This is a genomic window from Streptomyces sp. NPDC024687 (genome assembly GCF_055559055.1).
On record NZ_JBVHLJ010000010.1, the window covers coordinates 1 to 23625 of the forward strand.

Sequence of the window (23625 nt, forward strand, 5' to 3'; positions counted from 1 at the left end):
TGGTCGACGAACTGGACGTACTCACCGCGGGCTTCCCGGACACCGACGTTGCGGGGCTTGCCGGGCCAGCCGGAGTTCTCCTGATGAATCACGCGCACATGCGGGTGCTGCGCCGCCAGTTGATCGAGACGTTGCGCGGAGTCGTCGGTCGAACCGTCGTCGACGTAGATGACCTCGTACGCATCCTCCCCCAGAGTCTGCTGTAAAAGTGACGGCGCACACAAGTCGATATAGCGACCGGCGTTGTAGACCGGCACCACGATGCTTACCTTGAGCATGAACGCTCCCCCCAAACAGAGACGACGTGTCTCCTGTTGTTCTTTGGACGTTCAGGCTCTGGCAAAGGTTGTCTCATTCGAAGCAATCAAACGACCGTCTCCGGCAATCGCTTTCCCTTGCGTTGTGCTGCCAGTCTGTGGCTGAGCAGTCCCACCGCCCAGGACACCGACTCGGTGCACCCACGCGGTCACAACGAGCCCGGGACCAGGACCCTGGTGGCGAAGTTCGCCAACTGTGCCCGCATCCTTTCCCGCGGCACGCGCTCCGCTCCCGCCAGATGCTCGACGAGGTCCGCTCGCGTGGCGGCGAGCAGGGCGTGGGCCACGAAGCCGCTGTCGGTCAGGCCGGGGATCTGCTCCAGTACGGCTTGGAGCATGCCGTGCCACCGCTCGTAATGCTCCGGCTGGTAGGGGCTGTTGCTCACTCCTCCCCCTTCCAGAGCCAGCGCGAGTCGGCGGTTGTCGAGCTTGAAACACAGCAGGGCGTCGAGCAGCGCGAGCACGCGTTCCTGTGGAGGAGTCGCCGGCCCCAGCGGCGGTGGACCGGTCTCCACGGTCTCGCGGACCGGTTCGAGCCGTGCCTCGTACAGCGCGCGGAGCAGTCCGGCGCGGTCGCCGAAGGCGCGGAAGAGCGTCCCCTTGCCGACGCCGGCCGCCGCTGCGACGTCGGCCATGGTGACGTCCTCGGGACTTTCACGGCAGGCGAAGAGGGCGTCGGCGGCTTTGAGCACGGCTTCCCGGTTACGGACGGCGTCCTTGCGGGACTTGCGCTCGGGCATGGTGCTCCCTCGTTTGCAAAGCGGACCCACAGTCCGTATCGTCAAAGCGGACCCGAGGTCCGGATTATCTGAACTGGAGGATACCCATGTCCGATCCGACTTCGCCGGTGGATCTGTACCGCCACAGCCTGCGACTGCTGCTCGACAAGGACATTCGCGCATGGGTCGACCTGTGGGCCGAGGACGGCCTCATGGAGTTTCCCTTCGCTCCCCCGGGCTGGCCCCAGCGCCTGGAGGGCAAGGAGGCCCTCGCCGATTACATGCGGCACTATCCCGACCACATCGATCTGCACGACTTCCCCGACCTGCGGATCCACCGGACGACCGATCCGCAGACCATCGTGGTGGAGATGCGCGGCGTCGGCCGGCTGGTGGAGACCGACACTCCCTTCGACATGACTTACATCGCTGTCGTGACCGTTCGAGACGGGCGCATCACCTCGTACCGTGACTACTGGAATCCCCTCGCCGTCCAGGCACCCGGCACCGACTTCGCAGGGAGCAGCCGATGACGAGCGCAGGGACCACTTTGGTCATCGGGGCCACCGGAACCACCGGCGGCCGCACCGCCGCACAACTGACGGCCGCCGGCCACCGCGTCAAAGCCGCCAGCCGTCCGGGCACTCCGGTGGCCGGCGCCGAGCCGGTTTCCTTCGACTGGCACGACCCCGCCACCCACGCTGCCGCGCTCGCCGGTGCCGACCGCGTCTACCTCATACCGCCCGTGGGCGACTCCGATCCCGCGGCGGTCATGCTGCCGTTCCTCCAGCGGGCCCGCTCCGCCGGCGTGCGCCGTGCGGTGCTGTTGAGCTCCTCGGCCATTCCCGAAGGCGGCCCGGCGGTGGGGAGGGTGCACCAGGCCCTGCCCGGTCTGTTCCAGGAGTGGGCCGTACTGCGGCCCTCGTGGTTCATGCAGAACTTCACCGGCACGCACGCACACGGCCGCAGCATCCGTGACGCCGGCAGCATCTGGACCGCCACCGAAAGCGGCCGGGTCGCCTTTGTCGACGCCGAGGACATCGCGGCCGTCGCCGTCCGTGCTCTGACCGCCGAGCAGGCCCCCAATACCGATCTCGTCCTCACCGGACCCGAGGCCCTCAGCCACGACGACATCGCGACGATCATCACCGAGGTCACCGGTCGGCCCGTGACCCACCGGCGCCTGTCCTACGAGCAGATGTGCGATCACCTCACGGCGGAGGTCCCGGTGGAATTCGCCGCCCTGCTGGCCGGCCTGGACCGTGCCATCGCCGCGGGAGCGGAGGACCGCGTCACCGACACGGTCCAGCGCCTCACCGGCCGGGCTCCGCGCAGCTTCCGTGCAGTGGTCGAGGCGGAGATGCGAGGCGGCAGCTGATGTCCCAGGACGATCGGCGGTTCTGACGCGAATCCCTGTGCCGCCGGGCTTGGGTCAAGGAGTGCTGGGTTCACCAGGCCGTGGGTCACGACGTGGCCCGAGAGGTGCGGAATGCGTGGTGTCGGGCCCCGGCGACGACGAGCAGACTGACTGCCCCGAGGGAGGCGGCCGACACGGCGACCACGGTGGCGCCCGAGCGTTGCAGCAGCACACCACCGATGATGCCGCCAAGGGCCATCGCGGCGTTCCACAGCGTGACGAGGACAGCTTGCGCGGTGTCGGCGGCAGCGCTGCTTCGCCGCAATCCGGCTTGTCCGGCCGCGGTTTGCAGCAAGGTCGGGGCACCGCCCCACCCCAGGCCCCACAGAACAGCGGCGCCCCAGACGATCGCGTGTGTCATGGTGACGGCGAGAGCCGCGGTGGCGAGAGTGAACAGCACCGCGCCGGCGACCAGCAGGGCCCGTAGCCGGTGGTCGACATGGCGTCCGACGTACCAAATGCTCGCCAGGCACGCGGCACCGAAGACAAGGAGAACCGCGTCGGTCGCCGACCCGAGCCCGGCGTGCTGCAGATAGGGAGCGATGTAGGCGTAGATGATCGTGTGCCCGAGGACGAACGTGGTGACCGTGACCATGATGGCCGCGACACCGGGCACCTGCAGGGTCTGCCACAGAGGCGACTTCGTCGGCTGTGGCGCGGAGTTCGGACGGTTACTGTCGGCCTGTTCAACGGCGGGTCGCCCCACACCGGGGACAGACACGCCGATCCAGCCGATGACGGCAAGAGTGACTAGGGAGACAGCGCCGAACGCCGCCCGCCAGCCGACCTGTTCACCGATCAGCGTGCCGGCCGGAACCCCCAAGGACAGCGCCACGGGGATCCCGGTCATCGCCGCGGCGATGGCGCGGCCCTCCAGGCCGGCAGGTGCGATACGACGGGCGTAGCCGGCGAGAATCGCCCACGCCAGGCCCGCGGCCACACCGGCGAGGAGCCGGCCCGCGAGCAGGACGATGTATCCCGGTGCGGCCGCGGTCAGCGTGTTGGCCACCAGGAAGACGGCCATGGCGCCGAGCAGCAGTGGTTTCCGCGGAACCGATGCCGTCGCCGTGGCGAGCGGGATCGCGGTCAACGCCGTACCGGCCGCATAGACGGTGACGGCCTGGCCGGTGGCACCCGAACTGGTGCCCAGCGAGGCCGACATGTCGGGCAGCACACCGGCGGGCAGAGTTTCGGTCAAGCTCGTGATGAAGACGGCGGTCCCCAGCGCCAACAGCGCCGACCATGGCAGGCCGGCCTGTCGCGTCCGGGACCGTGCGTCGGAAGACGTGGCGGTCATGGACCGCATCCTGAAACCCTCACATCGATGTGATGGTCAAGTCCGCCTGTGCCGAGTAGCTTCGGCGGTGTGAGGATCGGTGAACTGTCACGACGGACGGGTGCGTCCCGCCGGCTGCTTCGCTACTACGAGGAGCAGGGACTGATCGTCCCGGACCGGTGCGCGAACGGGTACCGGGAGTACGACGACCGCTATGTGGACCGGGTCAACCAGATCCGCGGTCTGCTGGACGCGGGGCTCCCCACGCGCATCATCAAGCAGATCCTTCCGTGCCTGGACAAACCTCGGTCCATCCACTTCCCCGACGCGACACCGGAGATGCTGGCCATGCTGGCCGCCGAGCGGGACCGGCTCACCGAGCGGATCGACGTACTCACCCGCAATCGTGACGCGATGAGCGAGTACCTGACCGAAGTCGGAAAATGCCGAGCTCCGGAGCCCGGCAGCCCTCATGGAACACCGAACTCCCAGTCGGCGGTGTCGGCAACGTCATGACCCCCCACACCTCGTCCGCGGAACGTTCCTTCACGCTTCGGGTACGTCAGTGGCAGTTTCCGGTCAAGGCCTGCCCAAACTCCCGGATGGTTCCCCTCTCTCGTGGTCGGGTCTCCAGCGACGGCTGTATCACCGCCCGCTTGGGAGGACCTGGTGTCAGCACCAACTCGTAGAAGACGATGGCTCACGACCTGCGCCATCACCGCAACCGCCGGACTCGTCGCGATACCCGCGAGCGCCGCGCCCGGCACACATGGCAGCAGCCCCTTCGGAGCCCGGACACTCGCCCAACTCGCCGCCCAGCGCGCGCAGTCGGTGGGCGCCATGAGCCCCAAGGTCAAGGAGGACGACGGCGACGACGGCAACGAGGCCGACGAGATAGCCGAGGGCGCGGACCAGTACGCCGAGGCCCGCACCTCGCCGGGCATCGTCGCCCCGGGAGCGTACGGGGCCGCATGGAGCAGCCTCACCAAATTGCCCAACACCGGAGGCAGTTGGCGCAATGTCACCGATCTGCCGTACAACTCCGACGACGCGCGCTACCGCGACATCGACTCCAACTCCAGCGGCGGCTCGGGCAATGTCACCGGCCGGATGGCCGCGATGGCCGCCGACAACGACGGGTACGTGTACGCGGGCAGCGCGGGCGGTGGCGTGTGGCGCTCCCGTGGCGGCGGCGGGCACTGGAAGCCGATCAGCGACCGGCTTCCCGCACAGTCCACGGGCGCGCTCGCGCTCGACGGCGGCGGACGGCTGTGGCTGGGCACCGGCGAGGCGACCACCAACGCGGACGCCTACCTCGGCAGTGGCGTCTACGTCCTGTCCGACCCGCACCACGGCACGTTCTCCACGCGCAGCCGGGTCGGCGGCAAGGAACTTGAGTCCACCACCGTCCACCAGCTGCGTTTCGGCGGGGGAAAGGTGTGGGCGGCGACCAACGAGGGCGTGTGGAGCCACTCCACGAAGAAGCTCGGTGGTGCCTGGAAACTGGAGTACGCGCCCAACCCCGACTACCTGCCCGGCGGTTCGAAGGCCGACGATCCCAGCGCCCCGTACAAGAACATCACCAACGACATCGCGATCGACCCGAAGCACCCCTCCAAGGTGGTGCTCGCGGTCGGCTGGCGCAGCGGTGACGACTACAACGGCTTCTACACCAGGGCGAACGGTGCCTGGACCAGGATCAGCAGCGGCTTCGGCGACCTGCCGACCGACGCGGACGACGTCGGCAGCGTCACCTTCGCCCACTCCGCCGACGGCTCCCGGTACTACGCCATCGACCAGTCGCCGGAGCAGCTGAACACCAATCCGGACAGCGGTCTCGAGGGCATCTATGTCTCCAAGTCGGGCTCTCCGAGCGGCCCTTGGACGAAGATCGCCGACTACCAGGGTCTGGCCGCCGCAGGCTCGGCACTGACCTCCCCGGGCTACATGCCGGGCGTGCAGGCCTGGTACAACCAGTTCCTGACCGTCGACCCGGCCGACCCCGAGCACGTGTACGCGGGCCTGGAGGAGGTCTACGAGACCAAGGACGGCGGCAGCAGCTGGTCGACCGTCGGGCCGTACTGGAACTTCGGTTTCCCCTGCTGGAGCATCGACCCGGCCAAGCAGACCGGTGACTGCAACCCGACCACCCACTCCGACCAGCACGGTGTCGCGATCGGCCGCTACCACGGCAAGAGCTTCGTGTACGTCGGCAACGACGGCGGCGTCTACAAGCGCCCCGTCAACGGCTCCCAGGACTCCTCGGGGCACGCCACCGACTGGACCTCGCTCAACGACGGCACCATCGACACCCTCCAGTACTACTCGGTCGGTGTCGGCAAGGACCTGGACCACGGCGGCGTCTCCGTCACCGGCGGTCTGCAGGACAACGGCCAGTCCGTCCTGCGCAGCAACGACAGGGTGATGGGCTCCAACTTCGGCGGCGACGGCGGCGACACGCTCACCGACCCCGCCAACGGCTGCAACATCGCCGAGGAGTACGTCTACCTCGCCGTTCAGGTGACCCAGAACTGCGCCGTGAACGACGGCAGTTGGATCACCGACCCGAGCAAGGCCACGTCGTACGGCGTCGCTCCGGCCGACAACGCCACCGGCGAGGCACGCTTCATCGCCCCGCTCGCGGCCGACGCGAAGAACAGCTCGACGTGGATCGCCGGCGGCCGCCATGTCTGGGTGCAGACCCACGGCTACGCCATCCGCAGCGGCGACGAGTGGAAGAGCGTCTACGACCTCGGCGAAGGCCACACGGCGACGGCCGTCGCCGCCTCGGGCGGCAAGGTGTACGCGGCCTGGTGCGGCCCTTGCAACAACCAGGGCTTCGCCCGCGGCATCGCCGTCGGGAACGCCGACGGCACCGGCTGGCACGACATCGCCCTGCCGGCCACCGGGGCGGACGGCACCGTACCCAACCGCTACCTCAGCGGCTTCGCCGTCGACCCGAAGAACGCCGACCACGTCTACCTCACGGTCAACGGGTTCTCCCGGCAGTGGACCGAGGGGCCGGGGGCCGGCGTCGGCCACGTCTTCGAGTCCAAGGACGGCGGCACCACCTGGAAGGACATCTCGAAGAACCTCCCCGACGTGCCGGCCGACTCCGCGGTCGTCACCCCGAACGGCGGCCTCGCCGTCGGCACCGACCTCGGCGTCGTCTATCGCGCGCCCGGCCGCTCGAGCTGGCAGCGCGTCGGCTCGCTGCCGGCCGTCGCCGTGCTCCAGGTGAAGCTGAGCCCCGACGGGCGCACGCTGTACGCGGCCACGCACGGCCGCGGCATCTACACGATCAAGGTGCGGGACTGCGACTGAGGCCCGGATGGGCGTCTCGGTGAAGGGGTGATCCCGGTTTCCGGGGTCACCCCGCCGTCGTGTGCGGCACCACGTTCACCTGCAGCGTGAAGGCCACACCGCCCGTGCCGGCCAGATCCGGTTCCTTCGCCAGGGCGGTGATGTCGGCGGCGCCACCCCGGGTGCCCGCGCACCGCAGGGAGGCCCTCGCGGTGCCGTCCGCGTCCAGCTGCCAGCCGGACGGCAGGACGAAGACCCGCGCGGAGCTGCGTACGGCGGTCCACCGCTTGCCGTCCGTGCGCGGCCGCAGGACGAGCGACATGGTGGTCCCGGGCCGTACACACACCTGCTGCCGGGGCGGATCGTCAGGGGACACGGTGACGTCCACGTGCTCGGTGGCACAGGTCTTCGGCGAGGAGGGTGCGGAGGCCGACGCGGACGGGCTCCGTCGAGTCGGGCTCGCGGTCGGTGACACAGAGGGGCTCGCGGCGGGGCTCGTGCGCGGCGCCCCGGACTCGGACGTCGGCGCCCCCGTCGACGGCGTCGCGGAGCCGCTCCGGGACGGCCCACCGGACGAGCCGCCGCACGCCATCAGGACGACCATCCCCGCGATCACCCACCCCACGGCCCATCCTCGTCGCATCTGCGCACCTCCCGGCCCGGGTCCACCGGGTTCCAGCATGCCTCACCGCGGTGGGTTCACCACTGCTCCTCAGCTCTGCTGCCCGGCCGCCTCCAGTACGGCCTTCAGCTGCCGCAGTGGATCCGGGCCGGTGATCCGCAGTACGACCGTGTCGGCGCCGGCCGTCGCCAGCTCGCGGATGCGCTCGGCGGCCTGCGGGGCGGCACCCGAGACGGTGAACACCTCGTGCGGCGGGCGGCCGAGCCAGGCGCCGTGGCCCTCGGTGTGCGGGTGCAGGGTCCGGGCCACCTCGTCGGGGTCGTCACCGACGCAGGCGAAGGCGAAGACCGTCAGGGTGTGGTCGGACGCGGCACCGCCCTTGGCGGTCGACGCGCGGGCGTTCTCCAGGTCGTGCGGGCCGTGCCCCTCCGCGATGACGGTGCCGTCCGCGACCCGTCCCGACAGCTCCAGGGAACGGGAGCGGACCACACCCGCGACCACGGGCGGGACCTCGGCCGGCGGATGCGTCAACTGGACGCCGTCCAGGTGGACTTCACGGCCTGCCAGCTCCACCCGCTCGCCGCGCAGCAGCGCGCGTACCGAGGTGATCGTCTCCTCCAGCAGGGCCAGCGGCGAGCGTGCCGCGGCGCCCACCTGGGCCATCCACTCCTGCACCCCGTGCCCGATCCCGGCCACCAGCCGTCCTGGGAACACCCTTGCCAGCGTGGCCAGTTCCATCGCCAGGAGCGCCGGGCTGCGCAACGGGGCCGGGGCGATGCCGATGCCGACCCTGATGCGTTCCGTGGCTCCCAGGGCCACGGCCGCCGCCGACAACCCGCCGTTCCACCCGAGGTCCTCGACCACCCACACGTCGTCCACGCCAAGAGCCTCGGCCTGCCGAGCGAATTCGGGCAGCCCCTCGGGGGCCCAGTCGCGGTCGTACATCACACCGATCCGTACGTTCGTCATACGCCGGAACCTATGTGGCGCTGACACATCGATCAACGGTGTATCGGGCCGGGGCCTTCGAACACGCTCCGGGCACCTCAGCCGACGGCAGGGCGTGAGGTGCCCGGAAGCGGTCGCAGAAACATCGAGCGCCCCGCCCGGATTCCGGTACCGCTCCGGCTCAGCCGCCGCTCTTGCGCCGGAACGACCGCTGGCTCGACGCCGGGCCGTGTGCCCCGCGGATCTTCGACGCGTTGGGGTTGGTGGCAGCGTCGGCGGCCTCCGCCTGCGCACCGCGCTTGCGCGCCAACGCCTCGCGGAACTTCCGCTTGAGGTCGTAGTTGCCGTCGCTGTCGGGCGCGAGCGCTGACGTCTCGGGCTCAGCCGGCTCCGAACCTTCTGGTGATGCAGCTTCTTCGGTCATCGTGACCTCCTGGGTTCGGGCAGTGGGAAGCACAGCTTGTCATGCCGGGCGCACTACGTGGCGCCGGTGTCCGTCCACCCGGCCGCCGGGAGCCTCCTCGTCAGGAGTTCTCTGGGACCGTAAGCACGATCTTGCCCTGGATGTGTCCCCGGGCGGCGCGTTCGTGCGCCGCCCGGGCGTCCGCGAGCGCGAACGTACTGTCGATCGCGACGCGGACCGTGCCCGCGTCGACCAGGCGCCCCAGTTCGGCGAGCTGCGGCCCGTTCGAGCGGACCTGGGTGGCCGTGACGGTGACGCCCAGCTTCTTGTTCTCGTCTTCGTCGAACTCTCCGAAGTACACCGGGTAGAGGGCCCCGCCGCGCCTGAGGGTGTGCAGGAAGCGCCTGCTGCCGGGGCCCCCGACGGCGTCCAGGACGAGATCGACGCCACGGACGACTTCTTCCGGCCGGTCCCTGGTGTAGTCGATGAACTCGCCGGCGCCGAGTTCGCGCAGGAACGTCTCGTGGGCGCCGGACGCCACGGCGATGACGCGGGCTCCCTTCCACTTGGCCAGCTGGAGAGCGAGGTGCCCCACGCCACCGGCGGCGCCGTTGACGAGCACCGTGGTCTCGTTGTCGAGCCGCATCGGGCGGTGCCGGGCCGCCTGGAACGGCGAGGGGTGGCCGTGCCCGAGCTCGATCAGGAACTGCCACGCCGTCAGCCCCGACATGGGCAGCCCGGCGGCGTGGACGTGGTCGACGGAAGCCGGCTTGCGCGCGAGGTCGGACGCCGGGGCGGTGACGTACTCGGCGTAGGCGCCGCCCTGGAGTGCGGCGGGGAAGCGCAGAAGACCGATCACCTCTTCCCCTGCCACGAAGCCGTTCACGTCGGGGGCGACGGCTTCCACGACGCCCGAGACGTCGGTCCCCGGAATCAGGGGGAGATCGAACGGGGGCTTGAGCTCGGGAGGTACGTCGGGCATACCTCCGCGCGCGTACCAGTCAGGAGGGTTGACGCCTATCGCGTGGACGCGCACCAGCACCTCGCCGGGGCCCGGTTCGGGGACCGGCACCTCCTCGTGGCGCAGCACCTCGGGACCGCCGAACTCGTGCAGACGGATCGCCCTCATCGTGGGGGTCGGCATCATTTCCTCCTCTGTCCGTACGGCGGGATACGCTTGTCCGGATCAGCGATCCGCTTATCCGGATCGCTGATCCGAATATATGGATCACTGATCCGGATAGTCAAGAGGGACAGATGAGAGCCGACGCCAGGAAAAATCACGATCACCTGCTCGCCGTTGCGGGCGCCGTCATCACCGAGCAGGGCGTCGACGCGTCGCTGCGGGACATCGCCCGCAGGGCGGGCGTGGGACTCGCCACGCTGATCCGTCACTTCCCCACCCGTGAGGCCCTGCTCGAAGCACTGCTGCGCACGAACTTCGACGAACTGGCGGTGAAGGCGGGCGTTCTCGAGACGTCGAAGGAGCCCGACGACGCGCTGATGTCGTGGCTGCGGGACTTCGTCGCGTGCGCGCACAACTACCGGGGCGTCGTGGAGCTGATGGTGACGGCCATCGAGGACCCGGAGTCCGCGCTGCACGCCTCGTGCGTCGCGATGCGCGCCGCCGGCACGCACCTCCTCACCCGCGCCCAGGCGCAGGGTCTGGCACGAGGCGACATCGACGGCACCGACCTGTTCGCGCTGGCCGGGTCACTGGCCTGGCTCAGCGATCAGCCCTCGCTCGCCGCCCGCGCAGATCACCTCTTCGAGGTGGTCACGAGCGCCATCCTGACGAACCCGGTGAGCAACGCACGATACGTTGCCCACCATGACTGAACTCGCCCCTGTTTCCTGGCCAGTTGCCCCGATCAGAACGGAGCGGCTCGTGCTGCGCGCGTCCGAGGCCAGGGACCGTCCGGCGTTCATCGAACTGCTCTCCTCAGCGGAGGCGCACACCTGTCTCGGCGGCCCTCAACCGCGCGACGTGATTGAGTTCGACGGAGCGGTGATCGCAACCGTCGAGGTCAGTCGGCCGACGCCGAGCCTCGGGCCAGGTCCGTCCGGATGACGGGGAGGCCGAGATCGGCTATCTGTTCCTTTCGCGGGCCTGGGGGCGCGGCTACGCAGCACTCGACTGGTCGCGGACACGCTTTCCGGAGTACCGGTCGCGCTCTACACCCAGACCGCCAACGCCCGCTCCATGCAGGCCGCATAGCTGGCGTTCGTTGAGGTGCGACGGTTCGTGAAGGGCTCCGGCCGCCGGCGTAGGGAGTGCCACTCCTTCCCCGCCGTAGCAGCACCGGTCAGCGCTCCCGGCTCACCGCGGCGTCGAGGAGGGGGCCGAGTTCGCGGGCCACGGTCGTCAGTGGACGTGTGTCCCGCTCCGCCCGGGCCATGAGAATCGCTCCTTCCAGCGCGCTGACCATGAGGGTGGCCAGCGCTCCCGTGCGTTCCTCCGGTACGCCCATGTCGGCCAGCGCCCGGGCCACCGGACCGGTCCAGGTCGCGAACGCCTCCGCCACCGCCGCCCGCGTGGACGCGGTGGACTCCGCCCAGTCCACCGTGGCGGCGGCGACCGGGCAGCCGCCCGCGAACCCGGCGCTCTCGTACTCGTCGGTCCACTGGCGCACCATCGCGGCGAACAGCCCGCTCGGTGTCGGCTCGGGCAGAGCGGCGAGGAAACGGGCGACCCGGTTGCCCGCGTATCGGCCGGCCCACTCCACCGCCTCGTTGACCAGTTGCTCCTTGCCGCCGGGGAAGTAGTGCTGGAGCGAACCGCGCGGCGCACCGGCGTGAGCGGCGACCTCGCGCATGCCGGTGGCGGCGACCCCGTCGCGCCGGATGAGCTGGGCCGCGCTGAAGACCATCCGCTCCCGGGCTCCTCGCTCGGACACCGCCATCGCCGACCTCCACGTCCGGGTTCTGTTCGGGGTTCACTCTATGACCGCCGTCATAGCTCTGCTTACTATGACCACTGTCATAGCGTGCGGCAACGGCTCGGCTTCGGCGTGGGCCGGAAAAGGCGGTGCCTCGTGTACGTGGGATTCATCGGCCTCGGAACCATGGGGCAGCCCATGGCCCTCAACCTCGCGCGGGCCGGGACGCCTCTCGTGGTGTGGAACCGCACCCCCGGCCGGAGCGAGGCCCTGCGCTCCGCCGGAGCGGAGGTCGCCGGGAGCCCGGCCGAGGTCTTCGCCCGGGCCGGGACCGTGATCCTGATGCTGGCCGACGAGGCCGCCGTGGACGCCGTACTGGGGCGCGGTACCCCGCCCTTCGCCCCTCGCGTGGCCGGACGGACCGTCGTCCACATGGGCACGACCTCGGCCGAGTACTCGGCCGGTCTGCAGGATGCCGTCCGGGCGGCGGGCGGAAGGTATGTGGAGGCTCCGGTCTCCGGCTCCCGCATCCCCGCCGAGCAGGGTGAGCTGGTGGGGATGACGGCGGGGGACGAGGACGCCGTCGCCGCCGTACGCCCGCTGTTGGCCGCCATGTGCCGGGAGACGTTCGACTGCGGTGCGGTCCCTGGCGCGCTGCTGACGAAGTTCTCGGTGAACCTGTTCCTGATCACTCTCGTCACCGGGCTGGCGGAGGCGTTCCACTTCGCCGACCGGCACGGGCTCAACCAGCACCTGCTCCGGGACGTCCTGGACGCGGGACCGATGGCCAGTGCCGTCTCACGCGTGAAGGGGACGAAGTTGCTGACCCGCGACTTCACCGTGCAGGCCGCCGCCACCAACGTCCTGGAGAACAACCGGCTGATCGCCGAGGCCGCCCGCAAGGCCGGTCTGGCCTCCCCGCTCCTCGACGCCTGCCACGCCCTGTACGGCGAGGCCGTCGCACAGGGCCACGGCGACGAGGACATGGTGGCCGTCCTGCACGCCCTGGAGACCCGCACCGACGGCACACCCGCACCCGTGCAAGGGCTGGAGGACCCCGCGGGGCGGCCATGACCCGCCGAGCAGGTCCTCCCCGAAGCCGAGACCGACCATGCCTTCGGGGCCAAGCGGAACGCCGCCCCCTGCGCGCCGGGATGAACGGTCGCTTGGAGCATCGGCACCCGGGGGGCCCAGCGCGCAGCCCCTTGATGACATCGACGCCGTCCATATCGGACATCCCGAGGCCGAGCAGTGCCACCTCGGGCAGCCGGACTGAGAGCGGTGCCCCCGCCAGGGGCCGCATCGACTCTGTGCCGGCGCGCCTGGAGACTGATGAGGAGGGCCCGTACAAGCTGCGGGTCGTCCTCCACCACCAGCACCCGCGTCAGGTCTTCCCCACCAGTTCCCTGAGGGCGATGTTGAGTTCGAGGACGTTGACCCGTGGCTCACCGATGAAGCCGAGCGTGCGGCCGTCGGTGTGGTCATCGACCAGCTTCTCGACCTGTGCGACGGACAGACCGTTGCGCTCGGCGACCCGGTGGACCTGGAGCTGCGCGTAGGCCGGGGAGATGTCCGGGTCGAGGCCGGAGCCGGAGGAGGTGACCGCGTCGGCAGGCACCTGGGACGGCTTGACCTTGTAGTCGGCGGTGGAGTTGTCCTTGACGACTCCGGCCTTGGCCTCCTTCACCCTCGTGACGAGTTCGGAGTTGTCGGCGGAGCGGTTGGTGGCGCCGGAAAGGATCAACGCGTACTGCGTGTTGACCGAGTTCTTTCCCAGTCCGTTGGCCGGCCGGGGCTGGAAGTAGTCCAGGCTGTAGCCCTGTTGACCGATGAGGGAGGAGCCGACGACCTTGCCGTCCACCCTCGTCTCCGAGCCGTTGGCCGTCGTGGGGAAGAACGCCTGGGCCACACCTGTGACGGCCAGCGGATAGAGGATACCTGTGAGCACGGTCAACACCAGCAGTGCCCGCAGGCCCGCGCCGAGCAGACGGGCGGTGTTCACAAAGGAGTTGTTCATGTCCTTCACGCGATCCCGGGGATGAGCGAGACGAGCAGGTCGATGATCTTGATGCCGACGAAGGGCGCGACCAATCCGCCGAGGCCGTAGATCCCGAGGTTGCGCCGCAGCAGCCTGTCCGCGCTCACCGGCCGGTACTGCACGCCCTTCAGGGAGAGCGGCACCAGCGCGACGATGATCAGCGCGTTGAAGACGACGGCGGACAGGATCGCGGAGTCCGGCGAGGACAGGCCCATGATGTTGAGCCTGTCCAGGCCGGGGTAGACCGCCGCGAACAGCGCCGGGATGATCGCGAAGTACTTCGCCACGTCGTTGGCGATGGAGAACGTGGTCAACGCGCCCCGCGTGATGAGGAGTTGCTTGCCGATCTCGACGATCTCGATCAGCTTGGTCGGGTCGGAGTCGAGGTCGACCATGTTGCCGGCCTCCTTGGCGGCCGACGTACCGGTGTTCATCGCGACGCCGACGTCCGCCTGGGCCAGGGCCGGGGCGTCGTTGGTGCCGTCACCGGTCATCGCGACGAGCTTGCCGCCCGCCTGTTCCCGCTTGATGAGGGCCATCTTGTCCTCGGGAGTGGCCTCCGCGAGGAAGTCGTCGACGCCCGCCTCCTCGGCGATCGCCTTGGCCGTCAGCGGATTGTCACCGGTGATCATGACGGTCCTGATGCCCATGCGGCGCAGTTCCTCGAACCGCTCCCGCATGCCCTCCTTGACCACGTCCTTGAGGTGGACCACCCCGAGGACGCGGGCTCCCCGATCGTCCTCGACGGCCACCAGGAGCGGAGTGCCGCCGGCCTCGGAGATCCGGTCGGAGAGGGTCCCGGAGTCCTCGGCGACCGTGCCGCCCAGCTCCTCGACCCAGGCGATGACCGAACCGGCCGCACCCTTGCGCACCCTCCTGCCGTCGATGTCTACGCCGGACATGCGGGTCTGCGCGGTGAAGGCGATCCACTCGGCCCCGGCGAGTTCGCCCCGGTGGCGCTCAAGCCGCCCGTACCTCTCTTTCGCCAGTACGACGACTGAGCGGCCCTCAGGCGTCTCGTCGGCCAGCGACGACAGTTGGGCCGCGTCGGCGAGCTGGGCCTCGGTCACGCCCCGCACCGGCAGGAACTGTGCCGCTTGCCGGTTGCCGAGGGTGATGGTGCCGGTCTTGTCGAGCAGCAGTGTGGAGACGTCACCGGCGGCCTCGACCGCCCGGCCGGACATCGCCAGGACGTTGCGCTGGACGAGCCGGTCCATGCCCGCGATGCCGATCGCGGAGAGCAGCGCGCCGATCGTCGTGGGAATGAGGCAGACGAGCAGGGCGACCAGCACGACCATCGTGAGGTGGGTGCCCGCGTAGTCGGCGAGCGGCGGCAGCGTGGCCACGGCCAGCAGGAAGACGATCGTCAGCGAGGCCAGCAGGATGTTCAGGGCGATCTCGTTGGGCGTCTTCTGCCGGGCCGCGCCCTCGACCAGGTTGATCATCCGGTCGATGAAGGTCTCGCCCGGCTTCGTCGTGATCCTGATGACGATCCGGTCGGAGAGGACCTTGGTGCCGCCGGTGACCGCCGAGCGGTCGCCGCCCGACTCCCGGATGACGGGTGCCGACTCTCCGGTGATCGCCGACTCGTCGACCGACGCGACTCCCTCGACGACGTCACCGTCGCCGGGAATGATGTCGCCGGCCTCGCAGACGACCAGGTCCCCGATCCTCAGACCGGTGCCGGGGACGTGCTCCTCACGGTCACCCGTCAGACGTCTGGCGACGGTGTCGGTCTTGGCCTTGCGCAGGGTGTCGGCCTGCGCCTTGCCCCGGCCCTCGGCGACCGCCTCCGCCAGGTTGGCGAACAGGACCGTCAGCCACAGCCAGGCGCTGATGGTCCAGCCGAACCAGTCGCCGGGGTCCTCGAAGGAGAAGACGGTCGTCAGGGCGGAGCCGATCCACACCACGAACATCACGGGCGACTTGACCATCACCCGCGGGTCGAGCTTGCGGAAGGCGTCCGGCAGCGACGTCAGCAGCTGCCCGGGGTCGAAGAGGCCCGCGCCGACACGGCCCTCGGGAGAACGGCGCCCGGTGGGTACGTCGCTGTGCGGCGCCCGGGTGGGAGTGGCTGTGGACATCTCTTCGCTTTCGTTGCGAGCGGTCCCCGTATGCGTGGTCCCCGCAGGAGTGCTCATGACGCCAGCCCCTCCGCCAGCGGGCCGAGCGCGAGCGCCGGGAAGTACGTCAGGCCGGTGATGATGAGGATCGCGCCCACCAACAACCCGGTGAACAGCGGCTTTTCGGTGCGCAGGGTGCCCGCCGTCGCCGGCACCGGCTGCTGCTCCGCGAGCGAGCCGGCCAGCGCCAGCACGAACACCATGGGCAGGAAGCGGCCGAGGACCATGGCCAGACCCAGGGTGGTGTTGAACCACTGGGTGTCCGCGTTCAGTCCGGCGAAGGCCGAGCCGTTGTTGTTGGCGGCGGACGTGTAGGCGTAGAGGATCTCGGAGAAGCCGTGCGCCCCGGTGTTGGCCATCGAGTTGCCCGGCGTGGGCAGTGCCATCGCGGCGGCGGTGAAGACGAGCACCAGCGCCGGGGTGACGAGGATGTAGCAGGCGGCCTGCTTGATCTCGCGGGTGCCGATCTTCTTGCCCAGGTACTCGGGCGTACGGCCGACCATCAGGCCGGCGATGAAGACCGCGATGACGGCCATGACCAGCATGCCGTAGAGCCCGGAGCCGGTGCCGCCGGGCGCGATCTCGCCCAGCATCATGCCCAGCATGGTGATGCCGCCGCCGAGCCCCGTGAAGGAGGAGTGGAACGAGTCCACGGCACCTGTCGACGTCAGGGTCGTGGACACCGCGAAGATCGAGGAGGAACCGACGCCGAACCTGACCTCCTTGCCCTCCATCGCCCCACCCGCGATCTGCAACGCCGGTCCGTGGTGGGCGAATTCGGTCCACATCATCAGGGCGACGAAGCCGGTCCAGATGACGGCCATGGTCGCGAGGATCGCGTAGCCCTGCTTGACCGAGCCGACCATCAGCCCGAAGGTGCGGGTCAGGGAGAACGGAATCACCAGCAGCAGGAAGATCTCGAAGAGGTTGGTGAAGGGCGTCGGATTCTCGAACGGGTGCGCCGAGTTGGCGTTGAAGTAGCCGCCACCGTTGGTACCGAGTTCCTTGATGGCCTCCTGCGAGGCGACGGCGCCGCCGTTCCACTGCTGCGAGCCGCCCATGAACTGGCCCACCTCGTGGATCCCGGCGAAGTTCTGGATCACGCCGCAGGCGACCAGCACGATCGCCGCGAGGAACGCGCCCGGCAGCAGGACGCGGGTGACACCGCGCACCATGTCCGACCAGAAGTTGCCCAGCTCACCGGTGTGGACGGCGGTCCCCCCGCTCGGGCGAAGCCGGGAGCGGGAGGACGCGAACCCGCGCACCAGCGCCACGGCGACGGCCATGCCGACGGCCGCCGAGACGAAGTTCTGCACGGCCAGACCGGCGGTCTGCACGACATGGCCCATGGCCTGTTCGCCGTAGTACGACTGCCAGTTGGTGTTGGTCACGAAGGAGACCGCGGTGTTGAACGCCTGGTCCGGTTCGATGGCCTTGAAGCCGAGCGACAGCGGCAGCACGCCCTGGAGCCGTTGGAGGAGATAGAGGAAGAGGACCGACACGGCCGAGAAGGCGAGGACACCGCGCAGGTAGGCGGGCCAGCGCATCTGCGTGTCGGGGTCGGCGCCGATGGACTTGTAGATCCACTTCTCGACGCGCCAGTGCCGGTCGGCGGAGTAGACCCGGGCCATGTAGGTGCCGAGGGGGATGTGGGCGAGCGCCAGCGCCCCTATGAGGGCCAGCAGCTGGAGGACGCCGGCGAGTACGGGACCCATGTGCTGGTTCAGAACCTCTCGGGGAAGATCAGGGCGAGGACGAGATAGCCCAGCAGGGCGACGGCCACCACCAGGCCGGCGATGTTCTCGGCGGTCACAGCCTCGTCACCCCCTTGGCGACGAGGGCCACCAGCGCGAAGACCGCGACCGTGGTGACGACGAAGGCCAGATCGGCCATCACGAACTCCTGGAAGAGGTTCGGAAGAAAAACGGACAGGGAGAGCAAACCCCGCACGTCACCGGATGCGGTCGCCCGTTGACGGCTCCCTTACGGCCGCCACTGCCGCCTTGACGGGACTCTTACGCCGAGGACGGCCGGAACCAGCCCCGGGAGCCCCGCTACAGCGGGAAGCCCGCGCTTTGGAGCGACTCGAAAACCGCGATGTGGGAACCGGTAGAGAAGCCCTGACACACGAAGGGGGCCGGGTGTGCGACGCCCCGGCTCGCTCATCGGAGGAGAGGCCACGATGGCGCGTGAACACGACTCCCAGCAGGCCGTCCCGAACACGCCGGGGATGCGCACCGACGCCGACGGCGTCACGCGTCGGCGGCCGCTGCGGAGGCGGCACGTCGAGGAGACCGTCGAGGTCGCGGTGCCGGTGCGGACGGCGTACAACCAGTGGACCCAGTTCAAGACGTTCCCCCGGTTCTCGAGCGTGGTGCACGGTGTGGAACAGGCCAGGCCCACCGTGACCACCTGGACCATCGGCTACGGGCCGCTGCGCCGTCGCTTCGCGGTGGAGATCGTGGAGCAGGACCCCGACGCCTACCTGGCCTGGCGCGGACTGGAGCAGCGCCCCTCCCATCAGGGCGAGGTCGAGTTCCGGCCGACCGAGTCGGGCGGCACGGCCATCACCGTCCGGATGCTGCTGGAGCCACGCGGCACCGCGAAACGGCTCACCGGCTCTTCCAGGGTCACCCAGGTGATCACCCGGCTGGTGCGCCGCGAGCTCCAGAACTTCAAGCTGTTCATGGAGGGGCTGGGGCAGGAGGGCGGGGCCTGGCGCGGCACCATCCGCAACGGCCGAGTACAGCACGACCACCCGGAACCGCCGAGGAGCCGCGTGGCCCAGTGGCCCGTCGGCTGACCCTCGTACCGGACGCGGCAGGACACAGCGGCGAGCGAGTCGCGGCAAGAGAAAGGCGATGCGATGCAGAACCCGCCCGGTGACGAGCCGGAGACCACCCTCTCCGTGACACCGCCGAAGAAGTGGGCGGCCGGGGTCCCCGCGGTCGTGCACGCGCTGGAGTACTCCCTGGAGCAGACGTCCCCGCGCAAGACCGGGGTGGACCTGCTGACCATGAACCAGGTGGGCGGGATCGACTGTCCCGGCTGCGCCTGGGCGGATCCGGCCCCGGGACAGCGCCATCGCAACGAGTACTGCGAGAACGGCGCCAAGCACATCAACGACGAGGCCACCGCACGCCGGATCACCGCCGACTTCTTCCGTGAGCACAGCGTCTCCGACCTCGCCGGACGCTCCGACATGTGGCTCAACCAGCAGGGCCGGCTCACCGAGCCGATGATCAAGCGGCCGGGCTCCGACCACTACGAGCCCATCAGCTGGAACGACGCCCTGGGCGTGCTCGCGGAGGAACTCAACACGCTCTCCTCCCCCGACCAGGCCGTCTTCTACACCTCGGGCCGGGCCGGCAACGAGGCCGCCTTCGTCCTCCAGCTCTTCGCCCGCGCCTTCGGCACCAACAACCTGCCCGACTGCAGCAACATGTGCCACGAGTCCAGCGGCTTCGCCCTGAGCGAGACGCTGGGCACCGGCAAGGGCACCGTCAGTCTCGACGACCTCCACCACGCCGACCTGATCTTCCTGGTCGGGCAGAACCCCGGCACCAACCATCCGCGCCAGCTGTCCGCCCTGGAGGAGGCCAAGCGCAACGGCGCCCGCATCGTGGCGGTCAACCCGCTGCCCGAAGCCGGGCTACGGCGCTTCAAGAACCCGCAGAAGCCACGCGGGGTCATCGGACGCGGCACCCAGATCGCCGACCGCTTCCTGCACATCAAGCCCGGCGGTGACCTCGCCCTCTTCCAGGCCCTGAACCGCCTGCTGCTGGAAGCCGAGGACGCCCGGCCCGGCACCGTCCTGGACCACGACTTCATCGACGCGCACACCTCCGGCTTCGAGGAGTTCGCCCAGCACGCGCGTGCCGTCGACTGGGACGACGTGCGCGCGGCGACCGGTCTGACCCGCACGGAGATCGAGAAGGTCCGCGACGAGGTCCTGCGCAGCGAACGCGTCATCGTGTGCTGGGCGATGGGCATCACTCAGCACAAGCACGGGGTGCCCACCATCCGGGAGATCGTCAACTTCATGCTGCTCCGCGGCAACCTGGGGCGGGCCGGCACCGGTGTCTGCCCGGTGCGCGGGCACAGCAACGTCCAGGGCGACCGCACCATGGGCATCTGGGAACAGATGCCGGACTCGTTCCTCGACGCCCTCCAGAAGGAGTTCGGCTTCGACCCGCCGCGCCCGCACGGGCTCGACTCGGTCAACTCGATCAAGGCGATGCGTGAGGGCCGCGTCAAGGTCTTCCTCGCCCTGGCCGGCAACTTCGTGCGTGCCGCTCCCGACAGCGAGGTCACCGAGGACGCGATGCGTTCGTGCCGGCTGACCGCCCACATCTCCACCAAGCTGAACCGGTCGCACACCGTCTGCGGTGACACGGCGCTGATCCTGCCGACGCTCGGCCGCACCGAACGTGACGTCCAGGCCGACGGCGAGCAGTTCGTCACGGTGGAGAACTCCATGAGCGAGGTGCACACCTCCCAGGGGCGTCTCGAGCCCGCCTCTCCCCTGCTGCTCAGCGAGGTCGCGATCCTGTGCCGGCTCGCCCGCCGCACCCTCGGCGGCAAGCCGGACATCCCCTGGGACCGGTTCGAAGGGGACTACGGCACGATCCGTGACCGCATCTCCCGCATCGTGCCGGGCTTCCACGACTTCAACGCGCGCGTGACGCGGCCCGGTGGCTTCCAGCTGCCCAACCCCGTCAACGAGGGCGTGTTCAACACCGCGGTCGGCAAGGCGCTGTTCACGCGCAACGAGCGGGTGGTCCCCAAGGCGCCCGAGGGTCACCTGCTGTTGCAGACCCTGCGCTCGCACGACCAGTGGAACACCGTCCCCTACACGCTCAACGACCGCTACCGCGGCATCCACGGCAGCCGCCACGTCGTACTCGTCAACCCGGCCGACCTCTCCGGACTCGGCCTGGCCCAGGGTGACCACGTCGACCTGGTGAGCGTCTGGGCGGACGGCACCGAGCGCCGCGCCCGGGACTTCGAGGTCGTCCCCTACCCCACCGCACCGGGTTCCGCCGCCGCCTACTACCCCGAGACCAACGTCCTGGTGCCGCTGGACAGCGTCGCCGACATCAGCAACCAGCCCACGTCGAAGGGACTCGTCGTCCGCCTGGAACCCACGTCCGACCGGGCGACTTCGGCTTCCGCCTGAGGAGCAGAACGAGGCGTACCAGTGCTCCCGTCCGTGTGCACTGTCTCGTGCCCCGGCCCGACCTCACCACCCTCCTGCCCGGCGGATGCACCGTGCTCCCACGGCCCACGATCGGCCGAATGCCGACTGTCCACGGGGCGTGACGGCCAATAGCCTGTGCGGCCTGCGCGTTCTGGGAGGTCTCGTGAACGGTCTCCGTGCGGTCGTCGTCTGCCTGGTGATCGCGTGTGCCGCGATGGTGTCGCCGGCCGCGGCCGTGACGCCTGTCAAGGGCGTGACGCCGAGCTGGTCGGCGCTGCCGGTGCCGGCGGCGGCCCCGCCCGTGTCGGTGACCGACCTCGCCGCCCGCGGGCCGCGCGAGGCGTGGGCGACCGGGTACGAGCAGGCCGCCGACGGCCTGCGGCCGATGCTGTACCGCTGGGACGGCACGGCGTGGAGCCGGGACACCTCCTTCCCCGGTGCCGGTGAGCCGGGCTGGCTCGGCAAGGTGCAGTTCGTCGGCACGGACGTGTGGATCTTCCACAACCGCGCGGGCGAGGGCGAGATCCTGCGCCGGTCGGCGGGAGGGTGGAGTACCGTCCCGCTGCCGCAGACGCTGTGGACCTACCAGGACTTCACCGCCGTACCGGGGGCCGCCTGGGTGGTCGGTGAGGACGACACCGGGCTGAAGGTGCTGCACCACGACGGTTCCGGCTGGACCACGCAGGCAACCCCCGAGGGCGTGCTGTACCTGATGGGGATCACCGCACGGACCGCGACGGACGCCTGGGCCTGGGCGGACACCAGCACCGGGACGACCGTACTGCGCTGGGACGGCACGGCGTGGCGGGACGCGAACGTGCCACTGCCGCCGAACAGCAACGTGCACACCCTCCTGCTCGAACCGTCCGGCCGGATCACGATCGGCGGCAGCCAATACACCGACGGCGTGGGCCGCACCTACCTGATGACCTTCGACGGGCACGCCTGGCGCACCACGTATCCGCCGCTGGGCGACACCCCCACCGAGGCCATGGTGCGCGGCCCGGACGGCGCGCTGTGGCTGCCGGTGCGCAGCGACCGCGCGTTCCAGTCGAAGTACGCGCGCGTCGACGGCCCCCGCACCACCTTCTCCTACGGCCCGGAGCGCACGAACGCGATCGACGTCAAACCACGTGCGCTGGCCAGGGCCGGGGCGGCTCTGCTGTCCTTCGGCACCGTCGAGATCTACGGCTCGAAACCGAATCTGATGAGTGAGCGGCTGGGAGGCTGACCATGGCACGCAGACTTCTCGTCGCGGCCCTCACCGTCGCCATGACCCTCATCGCGGTGATGAGCTCAGCCGCGGCGGAACCCCTGTCCTGGCAGCACGTTCCGGTCCCGGCTCAGGTCCGTCCCCAGGCCGCGCTCAACGAGGCCGTGGCGCTCGGTCCGGACCTGGCCTGGGCGGTGGGCGCCGACGCCGTGGGTCGCGAGGCGCCGGGCTTCCCGCTGGTGCTGCGCTGGGACGGAACCGAATGGCACCGCCAGAGCCTGCCCGGGGTCGCCTGGCAGGGCGAGCTGCTGTCCGTCGCCGCGACCTCCCCGACCGCGGTCTGGGCGGTGGGCCGGGACGCGGCGGGCGGCGCCCGTCTGCTCAACTTCGACGGCACCGCCTGGTCCGAGAGCCGGCCCCCGCCCGGTGTCGTGCCGACCCAGGTCGTCGCCGGCGGCGGGGAGACCTGGCTGATCGGTTCGCGCGGCGGCGCCCAGGCACTGCTGCGCCGGGACGAGGACGGCTGGCGGGACATGCCCGTACCGCCGGGAGCGGTCTACGGCCTGCACATCAAGGCCGCCGACGACGTCTGGGCCGCGGGCGCCACCGACTCGGGTGCGGCCGTGTCCCACTGGGACGGGCAGGCGTGGCAGCAGACGATCGTGGACGCGTCCCCGCGGTCGGCCGTGGGCAGTGTGCTGGCGGTCTCCCCGACCGAGGTGTGGGCGGGCGGCACGGCCGGGTTCATCGGCGGTCCGCCGGGGCGGCCGATTCCGCCCCTGCTGCTTCGCTTCGACGGACAGACGTGGAGCCGGGTGAGCGTGCCCACCGATTTCGGCTCGGTCGGTTCGCTGGCGGCCTCCACGTCGGGCGAGCTGGCCTGGGTCGCGGTGGCCCGCTCGCAGAAGTGGGGCCCGCCGGGCTCCCCGCCGCTGGTCTCGGGGCCGGACTTCCTCGCCTGGAACGGTGGGTCCTTCACCGAGTACGACGAACCGGCGGTGGCCGGCGAGGGAGACTCCCGGACACTGCGGCTGGCGCCGGTGCCGGGCACCGACACGGTGTGGTCGGTCGGCCGCGCCGACGGTCCCGAGGGCACCTTCGCCCCGCGGGCGCTGCGGTTCGGCTGAGCAGAAGCTCCTTCCCCGCAGGGCTCCGGGCATGCCCGGC

General features: G+C 70.1%; 23 protein-coding genes and 2 pseudogenes. 11 read left to right on the forward strand and 14 right to left on the reverse strand.

Translation table 11 applies throughout. The annotated features are described in order from the left end of the window. Both ACZ39I_RS32480 and ACZ39I_RS32485 read right to left on the reverse strand, forming a co-directional pair. Positions 1-278: glycosyltransferase (locus ACZ39I_RS32480; RefSeq protein WP_467248511.1), on the reverse strand; the 278-nt coding region annotated here is incomplete at its 3' end. 188 nt (positions 279-466) lie between these two features. Then, positions 467-1057 carry a TetR/AcrR family transcriptional regulator gene (locus ACZ39I_RS32485; protein ID WP_467248512.1) on the reverse strand — a complete coding sequence of 197 codons (591 nt, stop codon included), beginning with the start codon at positions 1055-1057 and terminating at the stop codon, positions 467-469. An 86-nt stretch (positions 1058-1143) separates the two neighbouring features. Between ACZ39I_RS32485 and ACZ39I_RS32490 the strand changes: the two genes are divergently transcribed. Beyond that, the gene (locus tag ACZ39I_RS32490; protein ID WP_467248513.1) at positions 1144-1569 is read left to right on the forward strand and encodes a nuclear transport factor 2 family protein; all 426 of its coding nucleotides are present in this window, start codon (positions 1144-1146) and stop codon (positions 1567-1569) included. After that, a complete protein-coding gene (locus ACZ39I_RS32495; RefSeq protein ID WP_467248514.1) occupies positions 1566-2414 on the forward strand; it encodes an NmrA family NAD(P)-binding protein in 849 nt (282 codons plus the stop codon). The genes ACZ39I_RS32490 and ACZ39I_RS32495 overlap by 4 nt, the downstream gene beginning before the upstream one ends. 85 nt (positions 2415-2499) lie before the next feature. Here ACZ39I_RS32495 and ACZ39I_RS32500 read toward each other — a convergent pair whose 3' ends face one another. Continuing rightward, positions 2500-3750, reverse strand: coding sequence for an MFS transporter (locus ACZ39I_RS32500; protein ID WP_467248515.1), 1251 nt, complete (start codon positions 3748-3750; stop codon positions 2500-2502). Positions 3751-3819: 69 nt separating this feature from the next. Here ACZ39I_RS32500 and ACZ39I_RS32505 point away from each other — a divergent pair, with 69 nt between their 5' ends. Further along, the gene (locus ACZ39I_RS32505) at positions 3820-4245 is read left to right on the forward strand and encodes a MerR family transcriptional regulator (RefSeq protein WP_467248516.1); all 426 of its coding nucleotides are present in this window, start codon (positions 3820-3822) and stop codon (positions 4243-4245) included. 153 nt (positions 4246-4398) lie between these two features. Further along, positions 4399-7053, forward strand: a complete 2655-nt coding sequence (locus ACZ39I_RS32510; RefSeq protein ID WP_467248517.1) for a WD40/YVTN/BNR-like repeat-containing protein — start codon at positions 4399-4401, stop codon at positions 7051-7053. A 46-nt stretch (positions 7054-7099) separates the two neighbouring features. Here ACZ39I_RS32510 and ACZ39I_RS32515 read toward each other — a convergent pair whose 3' ends face one another. The 4 genes from ACZ39I_RS32515 to ACZ39I_RS32530 form a co-directional block, all read right to left on the reverse strand. Then, positions 7100-7408 (reverse strand): acetyl-CoA synthetase, encoded by a 309-nt coding sequence (locus ACZ39I_RS32515; RefSeq protein ID WP_467248518.1) that lies wholly within the window; start codon positions 7406-7408, stop codon positions 7100-7102. Positions 7409-7744: 336 nt separating this feature from the next. After that, entirely contained in the window at positions 7745-8623 is an 879-nt protein-coding gene (locus ACZ39I_RS32520; protein ID WP_467248519.1) for an LLM class flavin-dependent oxidoreductase, read from the reverse strand. Positions 8624-8783: 160 nt separating this feature from the next. Then, entirely contained in the window at positions 8784-9026 is a 243-nt protein-coding gene (locus ACZ39I_RS32525) for a DUF5302 domain-containing protein (RefSeq protein ID WP_403661281.1), read from the reverse strand. A 100-nt stretch (positions 9027-9126) separates the two neighbouring features. Next, a complete protein-coding gene (locus tag ACZ39I_RS32530) occupies positions 9127-10149 on the reverse strand; it encodes an NADP-dependent oxidoreductase (RefSeq protein WP_467248520.1) in 1023 nt (340 codons plus the stop codon). Positions 10150-10262: 113 nt separating this feature from the next. On the opposite strand from ACZ39I_RS32530, the gene ACZ39I_RS32535 reads away from it, so the two are divergent. Next, entirely contained in the window at positions 10263-10844 is a 582-nt protein-coding gene (locus tag ACZ39I_RS32535) for a TetR/AcrR family transcriptional regulator (RefSeq protein ID WP_467248521.1), read from the forward strand. Further along, positions 10837-11220 (forward strand): annotated as a pseudogene (locus ACZ39I_RS32540) (GNAT family N-acetyltransferase); the annotation flags it as partial. The gene ACZ39I_RS32535 and the pseudogene ACZ39I_RS32540, both read left to right, overlap by 8 nt. 91 nt (positions 11221-11311) lie before the next feature. Here the strand turns inward: ACZ39I_RS32540 and ACZ39I_RS32545 are convergent. Next, a complete protein-coding gene (locus ACZ39I_RS32545; protein ID WP_467248522.1) occupies positions 11312-11908 on the reverse strand; it encodes a TetR/AcrR family transcriptional regulator in 597 nt (198 codons plus the stop codon). Positions 11909-12040: 132 nt separating this feature from the next. On the opposite strand from ACZ39I_RS32545, the gene ACZ39I_RS32550 reads away from it, so the two are divergent. Beyond that, the gene (locus tag ACZ39I_RS32550; RefSeq protein ID WP_467248523.1) at positions 12041-12958 is read left to right on the forward strand and encodes an NAD(P)-dependent oxidoreductase; all 918 of its coding nucleotides are present in this window, start codon (positions 12041-12043) and stop codon (positions 12956-12958) included. A gap of 121 nt (positions 12959-13079) precedes the next feature. On the opposite strand, the pseudogene ACZ39I_RS32555 reads toward ACZ39I_RS32550, so the two are convergent. The 6 genes and pseudogenes from ACZ39I_RS32555 to ACZ39I_RS32580 all read right to left on the reverse strand — a co-directional run. Further along, a pseudogene (locus tag ACZ39I_RS32555) lies at positions 13080-13272 on the reverse strand (response regulator); the annotation flags it as partial. Beyond that, complete coding sequence (locus tag ACZ39I_RS32560) at positions 13269-13901, reverse strand: potassium-transporting ATPase subunit C (RefSeq protein ID WP_467248524.1); 633 nt, start codon at positions 13899-13901, stop codon at positions 13269-13271. The pseudogene ACZ39I_RS32555 and the gene ACZ39I_RS32560, both read right to left, overlap by 4 nt. Positions 13902-13906: 5 nt before the next feature. Beyond that, a complete protein-coding gene (gene kdpB, locus ACZ39I_RS32565) occupies positions 13907-16006 on the reverse strand; it encodes a potassium-transporting ATPase subunit KdpB (RefSeq protein ID WP_467248525.1) in 2100 nt (699 codons plus the stop codon). A 53-nt stretch (positions 16007-16059) separates the two neighbouring features. Then, positions 16060-17760 carry a potassium-transporting ATPase subunit KdpA gene (gene kdpA / locus ACZ39I_RS32570; protein WP_467248526.1) on the reverse strand — a complete coding sequence of 567 codons (1701 nt, stop codon included), beginning with the start codon at positions 17758-17760 and terminating at the stop codon, positions 16060-16062. An 8-nt stretch (positions 17761-17768) separates the two neighbouring features. Continuing rightward, positions 17769-17858 carry a K(+)-transporting ATPase subunit F gene (kdpF, locus tag ACZ39I_RS32575; RefSeq protein WP_037655415.1) on the reverse strand — a complete coding sequence of 30 codons (90 nt, stop codon included), beginning with the start codon at positions 17856-17858 and terminating at the stop codon, positions 17769-17771. After that, the gene (locus ACZ39I_RS32580) at positions 17855-17986 is read right to left on the reverse strand and encodes a hypothetical protein (protein ID WP_467248527.1); all 132 of its coding nucleotides are present in this window, start codon (positions 17984-17986) and stop codon (positions 17855-17857) included. The genes kdpF and ACZ39I_RS32580 overlap by 4 nt, the downstream gene beginning before the upstream one ends. A 241-nt stretch (positions 17987-18227) precedes the next feature. On the opposite strand from ACZ39I_RS32580, the gene ACZ39I_RS32585 reads away from it, so the two are divergent. The 4 genes from ACZ39I_RS32585 (at position 18228) to ACZ39I_RS32600 (ending at position 23585) form a co-directional block, all read left to right on the forward strand. After that, positions 18228-18848, forward strand: a complete 621-nt coding sequence (locus ACZ39I_RS32585; protein WP_352389703.1) for an SRPBCC family protein — start codon at positions 18228-18230, stop codon at positions 18846-18848. A 63-nt stretch (positions 18849-18911) separates the two neighbouring features. Further along, entirely contained in the window at positions 18912-21224 is a 2313-nt protein-coding gene (locus tag ACZ39I_RS32590; protein WP_467248528.1) for an FdhF/YdeP family oxidoreductase, read from the forward strand. Positions 21225-21408: 184 nt separating this feature from the next. After that, positions 21409-22476 carry a hypothetical protein gene (locus ACZ39I_RS32595; protein ID WP_467248529.1) on the forward strand — a complete coding sequence of 356 codons (1068 nt, stop codon included), beginning with the start codon at positions 21409-21411 and terminating at the stop codon, positions 22474-22476. 2 nt (positions 22477-22478) lie between these two features. Continuing rightward, entirely contained in the window at positions 22479-23585 is a 1107-nt protein-coding gene (locus ACZ39I_RS32600; protein ID WP_467248530.1) for a hypothetical protein, read from the forward strand. Positions 23586-23625: the final 40 nt, after the last annotated feature.